The sequence below is a fragment of the Nostoc sp. LEGE 12447 genome (assembly GCF_015206985.1).
Lineage (GTDB): Bacteria > Cyanobacteriota > Cyanobacteriia > Cyanobacteriales > Nostocaceae > Nostoc.
Map to the genome: position 1 here is coordinate 15,178 of NZ_JADEXT010000059.1, position 18,565 is coordinate 33,742.

Below are 18,565 nucleotides of genomic sequence, written 5' to 3' on the forward strand. Positions count from 1 at the left end.
AATAGTTCTAATAGTTTTGAGAGTATACTACTTCTTGGCATTTGTGGGGAAAAGGGGAAGGGGGAAAAGAATAAGAAAAAACCTTTCCCCTTTAACATGAACCCTTTTCCCACAAGAGTGCAAAAGTAACTTTTGCAAGAGGTTTAGTGATTGCAGAGTGAACGTTCGCCTTTCTCAACTGCTGTGTTAGTTTTCAGATAATCCTGCACCAACTTGCAACCATAAGTCAGTGTATCTAGCTTGAGAATTTGCGGCAAGTTCCAAAGAATCAGCATGTTGTCATCACCACCGGAAGCAAGGATTTTTCCATCGCGGCTGATTGCAATTTGCCTAATCGCTGCGGTATGTCCTCTAAGGGTCGTTATTTCCGTACCATCAAGTTTCCAAAGCTTGACGGTTCCATCTCCACTTCCAGAAGCAAGCCTTTTACCGTCGGGACTTAAAGCTATCCCCCAAATTGCAGCTGTGTGACCAATGAATGTTTGCAGCAACTTGCCTTCAAGTGTCCACAGCTTAATGGTATTGTCGCCACTTCCAGAAGCAACCATCTTACCGTCAGGACTAAAGGCGACTGTCCATACTGCCGCCGAATGCCCGACAAATGTGCTGAGTAACTTACCTTTTAGCGTCCATAGTTTAACAGTACCATCCTCACTAGCAGAAGCAATCAGTTGACTGTCAGGGCTAAATGCAACTTCCCATATTTCGGCTTGATGCCCTTTGAGAATCTGTAGCGTAGGTTGACCTACACGCCATATCCGAACATTATTGTCAGCATTAGGTATGGCGATCGCTCGACCATTAGGACTTAATAACGCTCCGGTGATTTTGCCATCAGGGTTTTTGTAACTAGCGATTAACGTACCATCTCGCCGCTTGAGTTGTACCGTATCATCTTCACTAGGAAGAGCAATTAACTTGTTATCCTCACTGAAAGAAACCTGGGAAACTGAGCCTTTTTGGGTCAAAGTTTTCTGTAATTTGCCCCCAGGACTCCAAAATTTCACAGTATTTTCGTGGCTGGCTGTGGCGATGGTGGAACTGTCGGAAGCGATCGCTATTGACCAAATGCCGCCTTTATGAGCTATGGCACTCTTTTGGAATGGATTTTCACTCTGCCAAAGTCTCACAAGGTTTTCTGCACCTGCGGTCGCTATAAAGCTACCGTCAGGACTGAAAGTAACTCCCCAAACAGATGCACTATGTCCTCTGAGCGTTGTGCGTTCTATGCCATCAATGTCCCAAAGTTTTATAGTTTTGTCGAGACTAGCGGAGGCAATAGTCTGACCATTGGGACTAAACGCAACTCCCGAAACTCCCGCACTATGACCAATGAGAGTTTTATAAAGACGATAACTGCCATGTGTCCTGTCTCGCTGCCAAAGTTTGACAGTTGTATCTTCACTCGCTGACGCAATAGTTTGTCCGTCAGGGCTAAAAGCTACGCCCAGAACCCAAGATGTATGACCTTGGAGAGGTTGTAGAGTTTTTGCGTTCTGCCAGCCTGATGTGTCTCGTCTCCAGAGTTTTACTGTCCCGTCAAAACTCCCAGCAGCAATGGTCTGGCCGTCAGGACTAAAAGCAACTTCCCGAAATCCCTTTGTGTAATTTTGAAATGTTCTTAGCAGTTGACCATCTCGCTGCCAGACTTTTACCTTTGTATCCCAACTTGCAGAGGCAATAGTTTGACCATCCCGACTAAATGCGATTCCCCAAACTGAAGCTGTATGAGCTTGGAATGTCTTATAAATGCGCCACGATGAGTCTTTGGGAGCGTGCTGCCAAAGTATAATATAACCATCCTCACTCCCTGATGCAAGTATTTGACCGTCAGGACTGAATTTAACTGATTTAACTGCTCCCTGATGACCTTTGAGAGTAGCAATTTCTCGGCCATCACGCCGCCACAGTTTGATTGTTCTATCCATACTGGCTGAAGCAACCAGAGAACTGTCAGGGCTAATATCTACAGCCATTACAGCTGCGGTATGCCCCGAAAAACGGTTGTACTCATCTGCACCATAAACTGCTTGTTGCAGTGCATTCTCCAGTTGAGGTGCAAGATTTCTATTTGATTTACCTAATTTTTGCAGTCTTTTTTTTGCTTTGATTGCTTCTATAAGTGCATCCAATCTGCGATTTGAGGCAAACAATCCTACAGAAGAAGATACAAGCGCTCGAATTTCACTGTTTTTGGCAATAGTTTCACTTTTGCGAGTCTGATGATACAAAATGAAACTTCCTATTCCCAAATTACTAGAAACGAGCAATCCAATAGTTACTGCAACTAGTAGATATCTCTGCAATAAAGCTGTTTTTTTCTCTTGTGCTAGTCTTGCTTCTATCTCTAAAGCCGTTTTTTTCTCTTGTATGAGTCTTGCTTCTACTTCTTGAAGCCGTGCTGCCTCTAATGCCATTTGCACTTCTTTGCGATCGCATTCCACACTTGCGGCTAAAAATTGATAATCCAAATCGCTCAGACTCTTGCCTTGTGCCCAATTTTGAGTATCCTTTAAAGCTTGTCCTCGCAACAGACGCGATTCATCTTTGTAACCCGATGCTACCCAAGCGTTGAATGTTTGCGAGTAGGGACGGAGATTATCTAGTTGTCTTAACACCCATTGGGTATTAAAAACATTTCGATAGATAGGATTTTTAATTTTGAGATAGCCGTTGTGTCTTTCTACTAAACCGGACAACAACAGTTGTGTCTGTTCTCGACTATCATCACTTGGAACAGAATTAAGAGGCAAAGGGGAAAACTCTTCTCCCCCGCTCTCCTGCTCAAGATCCTCTTCTGCCTGCAATACCTGTTGATAAATACCCAACAACCGCCCTGCCTGTTGTTCGTCGAATAAGAGGCGATCTCTTATAGTACGCAAATGTTCCGGTTCGTCTTGTGACTGCCAATTTTTAATGATCTGTCTAAACACTAATTGCTCTACCCACAATGTTTCTGTGCCTGGAGGTAGAGTAATTATTCCTGTAGTAGTTTCAAAGGCTACTTTAGCAATTAAATCACAGAGTTTTTGTGTCAGAAAGGGTTGTCCGCCTGTCCAATAAATAACCTCTTGTAGTATTGCTTCTGCTTGACTAACTACTTCTTCTAACCCTGAAAGCAAAGGCGTGGCTTCATCCAGTCCGAAGCCCTGTAACTCAATTGCTTTACCAAGGTTAAAGGGCGTGCGGCGTTTATCAGCAATTAAGTCGGAGGGACTAGCTACACCAAATAGTGCAAATCCCAAGCGGTCAAAGTTTGAGTTATATGGTCGTAAATTATAACACTGACGAATCCAACCAAAAAAATCGCTAATTGGGAAACTTAAACTCAGCAGGCTATCAACCTCATCAATAAATATGAAAATACCTTTAGTTTTGCCCTTTCTTAGAGAATCATTTTTGATATTTGGTAGTAAGATATCTTCAACAAATAGCTGTAGTTTTTGCACTGAGGAAATACCTGCTTGCATTTCCCACCAACGCTGAAAATCAATTTTTGACGCTAATTTTAAGCTATATAATAAGCTGACAATAATGCCTTTGTACCATTGAGATGGTGTAGTATTTTCGCTACCCAAACGAGTCATATCTAAGTAAACACAGCTATACCCTTCTTGATTAAGACGATAAATTGTGCGTTGTAGTAACGATGACTTGCCCATCTGACGAGAGTTAAAGACATAACACAAATTGCCAGCTTTCAAGCTGACATAGAGTTGTTCATCTGCCTCACGGGTAACGTATGTGGGGTCGTCACTGCGGAGACTACCCCCTACTTGATATCTCATATCTAAGTGTGATTATCAAATAAAAACATTAACATAATCACTCGTAATTTGTGATAAATCATTGAAATAAATATTCTAAATCTTACAGCATAGCTTTATGTAATAATTCAGTTTATTCTTTGGAAGTAGTCAAATCCTCTTCCCTCCCGCTTAGACCTTTAGTTATGCCTGTAATTAAGATGAACTTACTCATATTTTTCTATTATTCCTGTTCTGATTCAACAATTCGTGAGAAAAAATAACCATTACCTCTTGCTGTGATAATAAATTCTGGATCGTTGGGGTCGGATTCTACCTTTGTCCGTAATCGTGAAATATGCACATCTACCACACGGGTGTCTGTATTCATCTCTGGTACAAAGCCCCACAATTGCCGTAATATTTCTAACCGCGAAAAAATCTTTCCCGAATCATTCACTAACAACTCTAGTAAGCTAAATTCTATACCTGTCAACCGAATGCGTTGCTCATTTTTATGAACTTGCCGCTTATTGATATCGATTTTGAGATTGCCCACATGGATTATAAAAGAGTTAGGAATAGTATTTATACTACTTTTGTGGGAGCGCCGCTTTAGTACGCAGGCAATTCGAGCTTCCAGTTCCTTGGGTGAGAAAGGTTTCGTCATGTAGTCATCAGCACCGAGTTCCAGCCCAGTGATTCGGTCTGCTACATCTGCCAAGGCTGTTAGCATAATAATTGGTACGTCTGATTGTTTCCGTAATTCTTGACAGACACCGTAGCCATCCAGCTTTGGCATCATTACATCTAGAACTATTAAATCAGGGGTCAACAAGCGAAAAGCTGACAAAGCTTCTTCACCATCACTAGCTGTAACTACGCTGTAGCCAATCATTTCTAACCGCGTCTGTAAAATCCGGCGGATGCTGGCTTCGTCATCTACTACCAGGATTTTTCCTTTATCACCTGATAAGTTTCTCAATGCTGTTCCTAATGAGCGAGAACTCTCAACCATCCATTATCTGCTCATTAGGAGTCAAAACCACAAAACAGTCTTGAGTTACAGTCATGATTAAGAAGCGATCGCTTAATACTTGCATCTGTGCAACAGATTATGCTGGGACATCTACCCGAAAACAGATTTGTACACAATTAATAAATTCTTACAATTTGGGACTCGTATTTCCCATAGATTTGGTGTACCTTGTTAATTCCGTGCAAATTATTTATACCTAACTTCTCCCAAATTTACTCATCCAAATTTTGAGCCAATGCCTTTGAAGGAACAGCACATGAAAACTTCTAATGATATAGATACCAAGAAGATCATCAAAAAATCCGACAAGCTTACCCTGAGACAGATGAAGTTAATCGAGGAGGCAGAAGACCAACTTCTTCAAGCTAATACTGTCAATTCTACTGCCCCTGTGGTTGAAGTTGAGGAGAAACCAGTAGCAATTTCAGAGCCTAAAGTTCCTGACTATGTTCCATTCCTTGACAATCCTCCAGTGCAATCGGTGGGCAAATCAGGCTGGCAGATTTCTGATATTTGGCGTGATATTCGGGTAGATGATTTTTGTGGGTAGACCCCCATGATTACGAGCGCTCATGCATCTATACCCTCTGTACCCTTTTCAATTGGATTGGTTGAATCTATGTCTGACTCCTGATTTGATAATCTTCAACCATCTGTATTAAAGCTAACTGCATTTCTGGGGTAAATTCCAACTTACCAGAACGCAGATGTAAATCTAACTGAGCAAGAGGAATTTCAATTTCTCGTTGCTGTAATACTTCGTAAATAATGTAGTATAAATCACTTTTGAGCAAAAATTGTTTATTAGGTTCCGCAGTCCAGACTAATAACTCAAAATTTAAGGTATTGTTGCCAAACTCTTTAAACAGTACTAGAGGCAAAGGAGTCTGCAATACATTGGGATGCTTAGAAGCAGCCTCTAACAGAGCAGATTGTACTGCTTTAGGATCTGAGCTATAGGCAACGCCAACGGGGAGATGAAGGCGAGAAATCGGGTTGCGATGGCTCCAGTTAATTACTTCTTTTTCCAAGAAGCGAGAGTTGGGTACAATGATTGAAACGTGGTCAAGAGTACGAATCTCGGTACTTCGGGCACCGATTCGCTCGACAATACCTGTATATTCCCCAACTTCCACAAAATCTCCAACCTGAATGGGACGCTCAAATACTAGTACTAAACCACTGCCAAAATTCTTAGCAATATCCTGTAAACCAAAGCCAATTCCAACGCTTAAAGCACTTGCTAAAATTGTCAAAGAGCTAATGTCAAGCCCCCAGATTTGTAGCAATACCAGTGTGCCAATAAAAATTAGACCATATTTTAAAAGTATTATAATCGCTTCTTGAGCGCCACGATTGATGACAGTAAAAGAGAGAATCCGAGAACGTAAAAAATTGGTTAACGTTCCAGCAAAGATAACTAAGCCAAACAACAAACCAACCAAAACTATTAATTCAGTAAGAGAATAAGGATTTTTTCCCAATGTCAGAATCGGTGAGGTGAAACTGGTAATCAGGATATTTGAAATTTGGTAGCTCCATTGACGAGTGAAAGGAAAGAGATTAGTGATATAAAGAATCGCACTCATCCAAAGTCCGATACGCATACTCGCCAACACTAATTTGAAAAATAATTCTAATACTTTAAGTGTTTCCGAATTAGGTATGGCATTGCTAGTTGTTAACCGAAGTGAAGCTACTCGAATAAATTGATGCTTAATCCATCCCAATAGCCAACTAAATCCTACAGTTATGAGTAAAATTGCTGCTGCTATAAAAGTTGTTTGTTGAAGATAGGTTTTAGTTCGCTCTAAATGAGCTTCCTGTAACGCTCCTTCAATTTGCTGTGCCCAAATGTTAGCCTGCTCATCAAGTGTACTACCTGGTAAAGTATCTTGTTGTGTAACTGTTAACAGATAGCGGTCATTTAATAAAATAGTAGGTAGCTGGTTGCGTTTTTCAATTTTAACTTGAATAGACTCAGAAGCGGAAATCACATTTTTTAGTTGTGAGTTGATTAAATTTGTCCGTTCTTGAGCGCTATACTGACCAGAATCGCTGATCTGAAAAAGCTGTTGTCCATCCAAAATAACTGGAGCTTTAGTTAGTGCTTGAGCAACAACAGGAGTGAACCAGAAAACTAAAACAAAAGTTAGTACTGGAATGAGAATATTTAAATATTTTAATGGCAGTCGCAAACGATGAAAATCAAACATAAAGACTCTAACCCAATATTTTTACTTTTGCTAATTAATCTTAACTAGATTTCCTCGAAATCAAATTATTTTTGTAATGGTTTCTATTAGCATCGCTTTTCATGGACTAGAGACACTCAATTTGTCAGGTAGGATAGGAGACAGGATAATAAGAGTGATCTTCTATAGCAGTTCAATGGGTAAACGAAAGAGAAAAAATCACAATCCACCCTTCCCTTGGATGGTAGAAGAAGAAAATCTGTTCATTGCTCCTACTGGTAACGAAATAGTTACAGATGCTGGATGGGAGAAAATTTCATTTGAAGAAGCCAGAAAACTATTTAGTCCCGAAACTTTTCAAGAGTGGTACGAACTGTTCCTAGAAAATACAGATATCTCGGAAATACTTTCAGAATCTAACGTCGATATAGATTTAGATGATGAATCAGCAATAGATAACTTTTTACAAAGGAGCAACTGGACACCAAAACAAGTCAATTTAGTTGTAGCGAAGGCTATCTATAAAAGTCATGCCTGGGTGAGAGGATTGCTAATTTCTACACCTGATGTTGAAGAACCCTATTTTCACAATTATGAAATGGAGGCAATTCGTTTAGGAATCCAATTGCGGAAATATATCAAAGAAGATATTCCAGTAATTAATGACTGCAAAGATGCTGTCAGACATTTACATGGGAGATACACCCTCATTGGCTGGCAACCAAGAAATTGTGTGACAGCAGCTCACAACCTAAAAATATCTCAAGCTACTAAGGTTTACAGTCAACTTCTCTGGGATGAAGATTGGCTAGATGAAGAAGACGAAATTTATTAGTCAAGAACAATAAACTCTACAACACTGGAAAATATGCTCCTCATTACTGATGACTGGATAATAATAGAGTTACCGGGAAATAAGACCAAAAATCTTTGAAGAGCTTAACAGCGATGGCGTAACCATCATGAGCCAGTGGCGAAGTGGCGATCGCTCTAGTAATAACGTAGCGTGGGTACGGCGTACAGGCTCTTTCAAGCGATTTCTGGACGGATGCTTGGAGCGGGGTAAAGCACTTAACAGAAATTGTTGAACTTTTTTATTCCCATAGACTAAGGCAACCACCTGAGCAACTTTTGTAAACTATCTTTGCACCAAGTCAAAGCTAGAGTTGCATTGTGCCTATAATAAGTTACGGCTAATTATAACTAGAAGTTAACACTTCACCTGTGTATTGCTTGACTTAGGCATTACAAGCGATACCAGGGATAACCAAAATTCATCGGCAGCGCAATAGTTTCTATTCTCGTTGCCAATATGCTCAGTCAGCGATCGCATTGTCGGTTCGCAGACTAAGTGAAAAATTCTCAACGGAAGAATAGGGTTTCTGGCTTGTGTTGTCGCAGACTAAGTGAAAATTTGTCGCAGACTAATTGAAAATTTCCTACCAAATTCGCAGACTAATTGAAAATTTCCTTTGACTCTGCACGTAACTGTATTGTAGTATTTTTATCTTAACCTTAGTACAGCCTACCTTAAATGAGGTACGGAATTCACTTTTATGAGTAGCGTCTAGTGTGATATCTCCGCTCGTTATAGGCATGGCAATTTTCATTTACAACCCTTTTTTACGATGACGTGTACTTAGTCTTAGTGATTTATTCCAACATCTGTGTCCGAAAATTAAGTAATTTTTCTAATCCAAGAAAAGGAAAAAATGTATCATTTCTAACTCTTGGCTCTTTTGCTATCAAACCTTCAAATAAATCATAATTGTAATCGGAAAGGTTATTTAATTTGTTCGATTTTGCAGCTTCTAAATCTTGAATTTGACTATTGTAATTAATAGATTCTATTTCAGGTACTTGGCACAGTTTGTAAATCTGGAAAGACAGAGCAAATTCTTCGATATTGGCGATATTTATTTGAGAATCACGTAAATCAAAGCCACATTGACATTTGAACAATCTCGGTCTTAAAAACTTGATTTTATTATTACAGTTGTAACAAGTATCAATCAAAAAACATTTATGAAATGGACATACTGTGACACGAGATAGATGCCAAACCTGAGAATAATAAGCTTTGGTCTGCCAACAGATAGGGCAAAATCTGGCCCCAGTTTTATTAAATAAGGAGGTAGAAATATTTTCGCCAAATGCTTTGACTACGCTTGTGAAGATGTATGCAGAGCTGCAAGAATTAGTTGAAGAAAATGCCATTGCCCAAAGAATACTGTCTTCTACTTCAGTGATCTGACTAAGGATGCATAAATCATCAATTTTAGAGATAAAAATATTACTATATATTCCTGTGACTCTCAGTTGAGAAATTTTTAAAATATAATTTGGAGAAGGGTAATAATTAGTATCTGCAAGTCTAGCAATATAGCCAATGAGACTCTCATCTATATACGGGCGAGGTCGGCGCAAAAGTTTTTTATTGGCACACACGTTTAATATTATTTATGCAGAACATCCGATGCCTTTTGATTTCTCTTTTTAGTTTTAATTCTTTGGTTAGTACTTCCTATATTAACCAGAGATTCGTTTAAAGATATTTTTTTTTCTAGATTTACTAAACAATCATCGTTAAGGAAAGGGTTTTTCTTGTAAGGCTTATCAGCTCTTACATATTTTTCAAAAGCCCTAGCCAGAACCGGGTAATCAAGTTTGTTTAAACCTTCTGTTAATGTCAAGTAAGTTCCATAACGAACTAGCTTCATTACGTAAGCTATAATTCCATCAGAAGCATAGTAAAAACGAAAAGCCATCTCCTCACTAGCTAAATTTGATTCTAATTCAAGGGGAAGCTGCGATTCTATTGCGTGTAAAAAAGTCCGAAATTCTTTTCCGCAATCCTCTGTCCAAGAAAAAGGACTAAGATTATGTCTATTAGCAAATCTTCGGCTTAATTGAGGATTAAATTTAAAAACTGCTTCAGCTTCAGGTAATCCAATAAGTACCATCGGTACCTTTGTGTCGAGTATTAAATTTTTCAGCCAATCTGATACTGTTCTGAGAACCTTGGCTGAATCCCTATCAATAAAGTGTTGAAACTCGTCTAAAAAAACTAAAGAAACTCCACAATCTTTCATCAATCCAATTAGTCGGATTGTTTGATTGCTGATGGTGCCTTTTTCATAAGCAGGATCTCCCAATTCCCATAACAGCTTACTCACAACACTTTTGACGGTTGCTGGAGATGGAATGGTCACAGACAATAATTTTACAATAGTACCGGAATCTGTTTCAATTCTGGGATATTTTTGAGCATAGCTTTTAAAAATAGTAGTTTTACCTGCTCCAGTTTCCCCCTTTAAGAATAAGCATTCAGGTTCATCTTTGAGATTAGAAAAATTATGGCAATCCTCTATTGCAGATAAGATTTCTTTAAATCGAGGATAGGCAACATAAATATTATTAGCTATGGATAGCTTTTCTGATAAAGTCATCTTTGACAAAGATTTTGGCATTTTTGGCATACTAATAATTTTTATGAAGGTAATCCAATGCTCACATCCCAACCAGATAAGTCTGGCTTCCATGAAGCAGTTTCTCCTAAATTTTCAGAGATGTTATCACTAACTTCGACATTAAGTTTTTGATTGGGTGAGCTTTTTCTCCTATTTGGTTTTATTGAATTCTCTCCACTGTCTTTACAAGATGGGCTTTGAACGTTATTAAAATTTTCAACTTCTATTTTTTCTCTATTTTCCTCAATTGAGGATGATGAAAATTCATTATTGAATGCACTACCAAGCTCTGATATGCCTGACATTACTGAAAATTCACTCTTTGGTATAGTAACAGAAGAAGGATCAATTGAATTTATAGGCATATCATTATTCAAAGGCTGCTCATCTTTAGAAAACTCAAAGTCTCCTGTATTCAGCCCTGAACGACCAATACCTTTCCATCTCGCCATAGCAGTACGGGTTTTGCCTTTCTTTGATGACATCCATTCCTGCTCAACAATTTTTTGAATCTGCTCTTTGGCTAAAGCTAATGCTATAATATCGACTTTTTCAGCTTCTTGACGTGCCAGTTTTTTAATTACTTGGTGTTGCCAAATACTTAACCCTTTAGTATATTCTTGGCTGAGAGCAGGAACAGATAAAAATTGATGAATTGTTGGATCAAAAACATAGATTTGAGATAAATCTGTAGGGTCATATTTAACAATTGCTTTTTCTGATGCTAAAGCTGATGAACGGAAGCGAGATAATTCAAAACTATTGTAGATAAGTCCTTCAAACTCTACCCCCCTTCTAGTGACTTTGCGTGTGGTTATATTTCCCACTAATACTTTTAGTTGTTGATAAGAGCCTGGTAAAGCTGGAGGAAACTCTTGGATAGCTTTTGACCACACAGATGTCCGAGGCGATTTTAATTCTGGATGAGAACTTTGGTTATAAATATCGATAATGAAGATATGTAGAATTTCTTGCAGTGCTTCAAAAGAAATCACGGCATTTTTCAGAGGGTTGTAATCATACTTCTTCATAAAGTTTGAGAAGCTTTTCCCTGGTAGGTCACTCAAAAGTTGACTATTTACTGCACCAAAATATCGTTCTATTGAACTTTTGTACCAGGGCATTCTGGGTGGTGAATATTGAATAGCTATTCCCAAAGATAAGCAAGCATCTTCAAAATGTGTACTATAAAATTCTTTTCCATTATCAACCACAATCACTTCTGGCAGTCCATAAGTGTCCCAAGTATTTACTACGCTTGGGAAATTTTCGATTAGATAGTTTTTGGGACGGATAACGTGTAGCAAACATTGCATTACCGATAAATAGCTCGGAGGTTCAAAACTGGCGTAATACCCTAGTATGACTCCTGAATACTTATCTACAGCAGAAGTTAACCAAGGGGTGCCAATAGGCATTCGATGTTCTGCGTCTACTACAAACAATGGCAGTTTAGTGTGGTCAATTTCTATCCTTTCTAAAGGACGATTCGGGCGTAGGCCCTTCATTACTGGGTCATACATTTGAGAGGCTATACGGTTGCCTAAACGTTTTTTAGCGACTACACATGGATCTAATTTAGATGCAAATCTGTAAATAGTTGAACGATGTGGAATTTCTAAAGCTTTTTGACCAATGCTTGCACGAGTAAGATTTTCCTGCCTAATTTGGCGCAGAATTTCATCATGTACATCTGCCATATCTGGTCGAGAAGGATTTAAATAGATTTCTTGAATGCACCTATCAATAATTTGAATTACTTCTTTCTCTAGTTTGGGTCGGTAATCTCCTTTGTATTTATGCTTAGGAACTAATGAACGAATATCCTGACCTGAGCTTTCATAAGCTTTTAGCCAACGGTAAACTGTTAACCAATTTGGCGGATTAAGGTCATTAATTTGTTCTGACACTTGTTCAATAATCGGTTGCAGACTAGCTGGAGTCCTTTGAGGTATATCTTGCTCTAAAACAAAGCTTACATAACTGTATTTTCTTTTAGCTTCAAAGCGAATTTCTTCAGGAAGTTGAGTAAAATCAGCTTGAGTCTCATTTCCTTTTCGTCCAACAACACCAAAAGATTCTGTTGATTGAAGTTCTAATTCTTCCCTAAAAAGCAACTGAACTAAAGCTGTATATGTAATTCTGGACAAGACTTCGGTAAGGACTTCACATATCTGTAATTCACCATTGGCTAACTGCTGTTTAATGACGTATTCGCGCCCTTTTAGCCAAAAATGAAGTCCAGGTCTGATTTGGAATCTATTCATACATCCAAAAGTAATGCTTGAACATCACCCTTAAATTGAGATAGTTGAATTAGACTTGCTGCACCTATAGATTCCATTAAATCTGTTGACAGCCAGCCAAAATACAGTAGTTTGAATAATAGGTTAGGATATATTCCTTTTCGCTCTAGATCATGACACACCTGTTTGAAAGGCGTTGGTTCTCTGGAAGTGAAATAACATTGACAGTCTAAGTATTGTTGTAGTGTAAATGGACTACGGGCATACTTGTATAACAGCTTAATATTATCCAGTTTAGGTTGCTGCCGAATCATTGTATCAGTCACTACCATAAATCTCATGCTCCGCTCTTCACATAAATGGCTGATATGTCTCCATTTATCAAGATTTTTTTGGTCATTAACCTGGGATGCAGGTTTGACTTCTATCACCTGTTGTTGCCCTATTCTTTGTACCCAGAAATCGGGGGTATAGTTTTTAGTTACACCTTTTGAGATATAAGTTATTTTGAATGGCTGGCCCCTGTATGACTGGACTGTTGGATCAATCTCTAGCAGATAAATGTAATCTCGCTCAATTTGGGACTCCCACCAAATGATGGTGTCCATCTTCAAACTGGGGAATTTACCAATAATTTTCTTTGATCCACTATTGGTGATTCTTCTCACCCCGTTTGCCAAAGGCTTTCTTGCCCCCAATCTAGTGATAACCTCTCCAGCCTAATTGCTCCACGCTCATTTTCAATTAGTCTGCGACAATTTTTCACATAGTCCGCGACAATTTTCACTTTGTCTGCGAACCGTGTGGGTTCGCAGATAAGATGAAATGTGAACAACGAAGTTATAGGGGTTCCAGGCACCGAGATTCGCGCATAAAGTGAAATCGATTGTGGGGTAAGCGTTTGAGGCAGCTAGCGAATTCGCGCATAAAGTGAAATGGTGTAACTAATCACAGAAATTAACTGGACTTTATGTGAAATTAGGAACATTCAACATCAGGGATACTGAACATCCCGTAGGAACGCAACTTGACTAGCTTGGCAAGAAAAATTACCAATACAGGCACGAAGAAAAACATAGGTAGATTCTTCAGCTTCAAGATGCGCTCTTTGGTTTGGTACGAATCTCTGAATGAAAGAAATTATATGTATCTTCTGGAAATTGACCCAGATGTCGTCTCCTACAAAACTCAACCCTTCAAAATTTCTTACATTTTAGATGACAAAGTACGGCGGTACACCCCGGATTTTTTAGTGCAAAGGCAGTCAAAACAACAAATTGTAGAAATTAAGCCAGCAACTTGGCTTGATGATGAAAAAAATGTCAAAAAATTTCCAGTAATAGCTTCAACTTTGAAGTCTCGTGGGTGGGAATTTGCCATGATCACTGATGAAATGATGAGCAGAGGCTCTCTGTTAAATAACGTTAAACTTCTCTATCGATATGCCAATATCCTTTTAACACTTCAACACCTGATTATTTGTCATCAATATTTTTATTCAAAATCAGCAATTACTCTAGCGAAAGCTATCAAGGATCTACAGCCTCAAGGGATTGATAAACCCATTTTATTAAAATTAATTTTTGGGGGATTTTTAAAAACTGATTTATTGGTTAAACTAAAGGATAATAGTCCTATTTATTTATCCTCACAGCCTATCTCGCGGGGAGGCAAGGAAAATGACTAGAGTCAGATTCCAAGAAGGAATTCACTTGTGGCTGCATAATCGTGAGTATATTATCCAAGAGAAAACAGGCAACCAATTTAAGTTACTTGAAAAATCCACTAGTCAAATTAATTCGCTAAGTGAAAAAGAATTAGTCCAATACTTCTTCACTGGTCAGTTAACTTTTCAAAATTCGGACGAAACTGAAACTGTTAATTCCTGGCAAGCAGTAGATTTTTCGGAAATTCCTGAACATCTGAAAGCGGAAGCTCAACGCAAAGAAAAATATGTTTTAACAGTTTTAGAACAAAAAATATCAACATATACTTCTGCTTCCCTGACACCAGTTATCCAGCAAGTTGCCGAAAAAATTGAAGATAAACATCCCCCTTCATATATTACTCTTTATCGATGGGTAAAAGAATATCGCCATAGTGGTGGGAATATTCGCTCATTAATTCCTCAACATCAAGCAAAAGGTAACTTTAAGCCCAAAATAGCCCCAGAAGTATATCAATTAATAAAAGAAGTTATTAACGAAGTATATCTAACTCCTGAACGTCCTAATATTGCCAGTATCTATGATGTCGTAATTTGTCGGATTCTGGCAGAAAATAATTTAAGGAAATCAAACAGGCAAGCCACTCTCTCTATTCCTCATCGCTCCACCATTTACCGCCAAATTCAACAATTAGACACGATTGAAAAAATAGTTGGTCGTTATGGAAAGAGAACTGCCAGTTTAATGTATGACCCCGTTCAAGAAGGACCGCGACCCTCTCGTCCTTTAGAAAGAGTTGAAATTGACCATACACTTTTGCCTTTCTTTGTTGTTGATACAGATACAAGAATGCCCATTGGCACACCCTCTTTAACCAGTGCTGTTGATAAATATTCAGGAGTTATTGTTGGATATTACCTGAGCTTTGAGCCTTTCAGTTCGCTTTCTGTTATGCAGTGTTTACTCCATACAATTCACCCAAAAGATTATGTAAAAAATAAATTTCCTTCGGTCACAAAAGACTGGAATGCCTATGGAATAATGGAAATTCTTGTCGTTGATAATGGAAAAGAATTTTATAGCCAACACTTTCAAGATGCTTGTCAACAATTAGGGATAAGCATCCAATATACACCTCCTTATATGCCTTGGTATAAAAGTAGCGTAGAAAGGACGTTTAGTAGTTATAATACCCAGCTATTGCAGGGACAACCAGGGGCATTATTTCAGGAATTTACAAATCAGTATGATTATGACCCAAAAAAGAATGCTGTGGTTTCTCTTGAAGCTCTACAAGAGATGATTCACATCTTTATTGTAGACATTCATAATCAGAAGTATCATTCTCAATTTTGTACGCCTAGAGCCGAAATATGGTCAAAAGGAATAGCTGAATATCCGCCCACATTACCTCTAAATCTCCAGGATTTAAGAGTATTAGTCGGAGCCGTAGAAAAGCGAGTTATTACTAGAAGAGGTGTAGAGCTTTATGGGCTTTATTATAACAGTTCTGAATTGGCTAGACTACGCTCAAATTATGAAAAAGAAGACAACAGAAGGCAAGGTGGCTTGAGAGAAAGAGAAAAAGCCACTATTAAGTATGACCCCACAGATTTATCAACAATCTATGTCCTTGACCCCAATAGCCATCAGTTTATCGTTGTACCAGCGATGAATCAGGAATACACTCAGGGTCTGACTCTTTGGCAACACAAAGTTATTAAAAACCTAGCAGCTATTGAGTCAAAAAGAGTTGATATTATAGCTTTGGCTTTAGCTAAACAGAAGATTCAAGAAATTGTGGAGCGTGAATGGCAAAAGTCTTCTAAAGGTAAAACGCGTAAATCGATGGCTAGATGGCTAGGGATTGGACGTGATGACTTAAAAGTAGATGAAGTTACATTTAACAATGAAAACCATTACAGCCCAAGCCGAAATAATCAGATAAAGACCGAGCAAGAATTATCAAATTTATTTAACCAAAGTAGTGAAATTGCAGGGATATCTGACTTAGGCAATCCTGATAATTCCTTAATAAACTTATTAGATAATCAACAAACTGAACTCAAAACTCATAACCAAGAATTACTAAACAATTCTGATAATAAAATTCCCAAAACTCCCAAACGCCAGAAAAATAAAACATCCGTTAATCCTCAAGAGATAGAGAATATTTTTCCTTCTGAAGAATCTGTGATTGAAATTGATAATTGGAAGCCAGATTTAACTGGTTGGGAGGTGAGTATTGGTTTACCCAAATAAGGAAATTAGCGACGATGCAAGTAGCCAAGATATCTTGAAAATTAGTTTGGCCGAGAAGCTCCAAATTATTAATAACATTTATGTTCTTTACCCTCGACTTCAAGAAGTCTTAGCAGCTATAGAGTACTGTCACCATTTTTCTTTAGGTAAGTCTGAGCCAGAATGTATGTTTCTTAGCGGTCAAACCGGAGTAGGAAAAACTACAATCTACAAAGCTTATGCTAATAAATATCCCAGGCAGGTCACAAAAGATGGCACACTTGTCCCTATTTTGGCTGTAACCATACCTTCCCCAGCAACTGTGAAGACAGTAGTAACGAAATTATTATGGACACTTGGCGACCCCGCTTATGACAAAGGTACAATTGGGAACCAAACAATTCGTTTAATTGGTTTGCTGAAAGATTGTAGAGTTGAATTAATTATTTTAGATGAATTTCAGCACTTTATCGACCGAGATTCAGAACGAGTTCTCAAAACAGTTTCAGATTGGTTAAAAACTTTAATTTTAGATACAAACTTGCCAATTATTTTAATTGGCTTGCCCGAGGCTGAAGAAGTTCTTAAACTTAAATCTCATTCTCAACTCAGCCGTCGCTTTGCCAATCGTCATTATCTTTCGTCTTTTGGATGGCAGTCCGATAGTGGTGCAGAATTTCGGACTTTTTTACATTTATTAGAGTCAAAGCTACCTCTAGCTCAAACCTCCAATTTATCCGAGGTATATACAGCAAGAAGGCTTTACTATGCATCAGATGGAATCATGGCTCATGTGATGAAGCTAGTTCGGTATGGCACTTATTTAACTCTTAATAAAAATCAAGAAAAACTTGATTTAAATATTTTAGCAGCAGCTTTTGAAAAGTTTGTTCAAGCTGATAAACCTGAAAAAAATAATCCTTTTCTCACTGATAAATTTGAGATTGAGCCACTTCACTCTGCAACTCTAGACTTAGAAGTTGGCGGGACTAATAAACGCCTAAAATCTAAATATAAAGACTTAAGAGCCTCTCAAATATTAAGGAATTCTTGAAGAATAAATGCATAATCGAGTGCTGCTACGAACTCCAACTCCCTATGAAGATGAAAGTCTAGCTGGTTATCTAATTCGATTAAATGAAAGTAATTATTACTCTTCACCTAAGTGGATTTTGCAGCTAGCAGGTTTACATATTAATTGCAGAATTCCTCTCACTAACAGTCTTTATGAGCCTTCAACTTTGAGTCAGGTTATTCAGGTGAGCGATGAACAGCTCAAGGTAATGGCTTCTCTTCCTAATCAATTAGTTGGAGATGTTAATTCTCAGCAATACGCTATTTATAAGTATGCTAAAAAACTATGCCCACATTGTTTAACTGAATCTGCTTATTGCCGCAAAATTTGGGATTGGGATCTAGTCACAGCTTGTTATATACATCAATGTGTACTGATGAAACAATGCTCTAGTTGCCACAAAAATATTCAGTGGTCTAGACCCGCAGTCACTCGTTGTCGATGTGGTTTCGATTTTCGTACAGGGCTTGCACAAACAGCTACCTTTCACCAAGTTAATCTGTCTGCATACTTATCCTCTTTGGAGAAAAGCCTTGCTACCGTGCAGATTAGCAGGGATTAAAATTTATGTGTAAGATGCCTCAAATTATAGTTTTGGAGTTTTGGTTCGCAAATTTCACTTTATGTGCGAATTCGCTACTTGCCTCAAACGCTTACACCACAATCGATTTCACTTTATGCGCGAATTCCATCGCCTGGAATCCCTATATCTCCGTTGTTCAAATTTCATCTTATCTGCGAACCCACAACCGACAGCATTGTGACTTACACCATAAGCTGTCCGTTTTTGAAACCATAAGTTGTCCGCTGTAGAAGTCTAAAAGCGGATTATTACGTTTAGTAGCCGAACAGTAAAAGTAGTGTTTTGAAATGATAAAGTGACCGA

At 38.3% G+C, this 18,565-nt stretch carries 14 protein-coding genes; 6 read left to right on the forward strand and 8 right to left on the reverse strand.

Annotated elements, in window-relative coordinates:
- Nucleotides 1-143: 143 nt before the first annotated feature.
- Both IQ274_RS32435 and rpaB read right to left on the reverse strand, forming a co-directional pair.
- Nucleotides 144-3,788: an AAA-like domain-containing protein gene (locus IQ274_RS32435; protein ID WP_194144732.1), complete on the reverse strand. Its 3,645-nt coding sequence runs from the start codon at nt 3,786-3,788 to the stop codon at nt 144-146.
- A 202-nt stretch (nt 3,789-3,990) separates the two neighbouring features.
- Entirely contained in the window at nt 3,991-4,764 is a 774-nt protein-coding gene (gene rpaB / locus IQ274_RS32440; RefSeq protein ID WP_194144733.1) for a response regulator transcription factor RpaB, read from the reverse strand.
- 277 nt (nt 4,765-5,041) lie between these two features.
- Between rpaB and IQ274_RS32445 the strand changes: the two genes are divergently transcribed.
- The gene (locus IQ274_RS32445; protein ID WP_194144734.1) at nt 5,042-5,335 is read left to right on the forward strand and encodes a hypothetical protein; all 294 of its coding nucleotides are present in this window, start codon (nt 5,042-5,044) and stop codon (nt 5,333-5,335) included.
- A 67-nt stretch (nt 5,336-5,402) separates the two neighbouring features.
- Here IQ274_RS32445 and IQ274_RS32450 read toward each other — a convergent pair whose 3' ends face one another.
- Nucleotides 5,403-7,001, reverse strand: a complete 1,599-nt coding sequence (locus tag IQ274_RS32450; RefSeq protein ID WP_194144735.1) for a mechanosensitive ion channel family protein — start codon at nt 6,999-7,001, stop codon at nt 5,403-5,405.
- Between the two features lie 175 nt (nt 7,002-7,176).
- Between IQ274_RS32450 and IQ274_RS32455 the strand changes: the two genes are divergently transcribed.
- Nucleotides 7,177-7,815: a hypothetical protein gene (locus IQ274_RS32455; protein ID WP_194144736.1), complete on the forward strand. Its 639-nt coding sequence runs from the start codon at nt 7,177-7,179 to the stop codon at nt 7,813-7,815.
- Nucleotides 7,816-7,884: 69 nt separating this feature from the next.
- On the opposite strand, the gene IQ274_RS36985 is transcribed toward IQ274_RS32455, so the two are convergent.
- The 5 genes from IQ274_RS36985 to IQ274_RS32475 form a co-directional block, all read right to left on the reverse strand.
- Complete coding sequence (locus tag IQ274_RS36985) at nt 7,885-8,100, reverse strand: hypothetical protein (RefSeq protein ID WP_228058530.1); 216 nt, start codon at nt 8,098-8,100, stop codon at nt 7,885-7,887.
- 533 nt (nt 8,101-8,633) lie between these two features.
- Nucleotides 8,634-9,428, reverse strand: coding sequence for a TniQ family protein (locus tag IQ274_RS32460; RefSeq protein ID WP_194144737.1), 795 nt, complete (start codon nt 9,426-9,428; stop codon nt 8,634-8,636).
- A gap of 8 nt (nt 9,429-9,436) precedes the next feature.
- On the reverse strand, nt 9,437-10,522 hold the full coding sequence (locus IQ274_RS32465; protein ID WP_228058531.1) for a TniB family NTP-binding protein: 1,086 nt from the start codon (nt 10,520-10,522) through the stop codon (nt 9,437-9,439).
- Nucleotides 10,471-12,717, reverse strand: a complete 2,247-nt coding sequence (locus tag IQ274_RS32470) for a Mu transposase C-terminal domain-containing protein (RefSeq protein WP_194144738.1) — start codon at nt 12,715-12,717, stop codon at nt 10,471-10,473. The genes IQ274_RS32465 and IQ274_RS32470 overlap by 52 nt, the downstream gene beginning before the upstream one ends.
- Nucleotides 12,714-13,304, reverse strand: a complete 591-nt coding sequence (locus IQ274_RS32475) for a TnsA endonuclease N-terminal domain-containing protein (RefSeq protein WP_228058532.1) — start codon at nt 13,302-13,304, stop codon at nt 12,714-12,716. Before IQ274_RS32475 ends, IQ274_RS32470 begins: the two co-directional genes overlap by 4 nt.
- Before the next feature lie 419 nt (nt 13,305-13,723).
- On the opposite strand from IQ274_RS32475, the gene IQ274_RS32480 reads away from it, so the two are divergent.
- From IQ274_RS32480 to IQ274_RS32495, 4 genes are read left to right on the forward strand one after another with little or no spacing between them, the layout of a single operon-like run.
- On the forward strand, nt 13,724-14,383 hold the full coding sequence (locus IQ274_RS32480) for a TnsA endonuclease N-terminal domain-containing protein (protein WP_228058533.1): 660 nt from the start codon (nt 13,724-13,726) through the stop codon (nt 14,381-14,383).
- A complete protein-coding gene (locus IQ274_RS32485; RefSeq protein WP_194144740.1) occupies nt 14,376-16,625 on the forward strand; it encodes a Mu transposase C-terminal domain-containing protein in 2,250 nt (749 codons plus the stop codon). The genes IQ274_RS32480 and IQ274_RS32485 overlap by 8 nt, the downstream gene beginning before the upstream one ends.
- Nucleotides 16,609-17,658, forward strand: a complete 1,050-nt coding sequence (locus IQ274_RS32490) for a TniB family NTP-binding protein (protein WP_228058534.1) — start codon at nt 16,609-16,611, stop codon at nt 17,656-17,658. The genes IQ274_RS32485 and IQ274_RS32490 overlap by 17 nt, the downstream gene beginning before the upstream one ends.
- Before the next feature lie 7 nt (nt 17,659-17,665).
- Nucleotides 17,666-18,241, forward strand: coding sequence for a TniQ family protein (locus tag IQ274_RS32495; RefSeq protein WP_194144741.1), 576 nt, complete (start codon nt 17,666-17,668; stop codon nt 18,239-18,241).
- Nucleotides 18,242-18,565: the final 324 nt, after the last annotated feature.

Coding starts and splice junctions, on each gene's coding strand:
- IQ274_RS32435 (WP_194144732.1), bottom strand. CDS start 3,788: ATGAGATATCAAGTAGGGGGTAGTCTCCGCAGTGACGACCCCACATAC.
- rpaB (WP_194144733.1), bottom strand. CDS start 4,764: ATGGTTGAGAGTTCTCGCTCATTAGGAACAGCATTGAGAAACTTATCA.
- IQ274_RS32445 (WP_194144734.1), top strand. CDS start 5,042: ATGAAAACTTCTAATGATATAGATACCAAGAAGATCATCAAAAAATCC.
- IQ274_RS32450 (WP_194144735.1), bottom strand. CDS start 7,001: ATGTTTGATTTTCATCGTTTGCGACTGCCATTAAAATATTTAAATATT.
- IQ274_RS32455 (WP_194144736.1), top strand. CDS start 7,177: ATGGGTAAACGAAAGAGAAAAAATCACAATCCACCCTTCCCTTGGATG.
- IQ274_RS32465 (WP_228058531.1), bottom strand. CDS start 10,522: ATGGAAGCCAGACTTATCTGGTTGGGATGTGAGCATTGGATTACCTTC.
- IQ274_RS32470 (WP_194144738.1), bottom strand. CDS start 12,717: ATGAATAGATTCCAAATCAGACCTGGACTTCATTTTTGGCTAAAAGGG.
- IQ274_RS32475 (WP_228058532.1), bottom strand. CDS start 13,304: ATGGACACCATCATTTGGTGGGAGTCCCAAATTGAGCGAGATTACATT.
- IQ274_RS32485 (WP_194144740.1), top strand. CDS start 14,376: ATGACTAGAGTCAGATTCCAAGAAGGAATTCACTTGTGGCTGCATAAT.
- IQ274_RS32495 (WP_194144741.1), top strand. CDS start 17,666: ATGCATAATCGAGTGCTGCTACGAACTCCAACTCCCTATGAAGATGAA.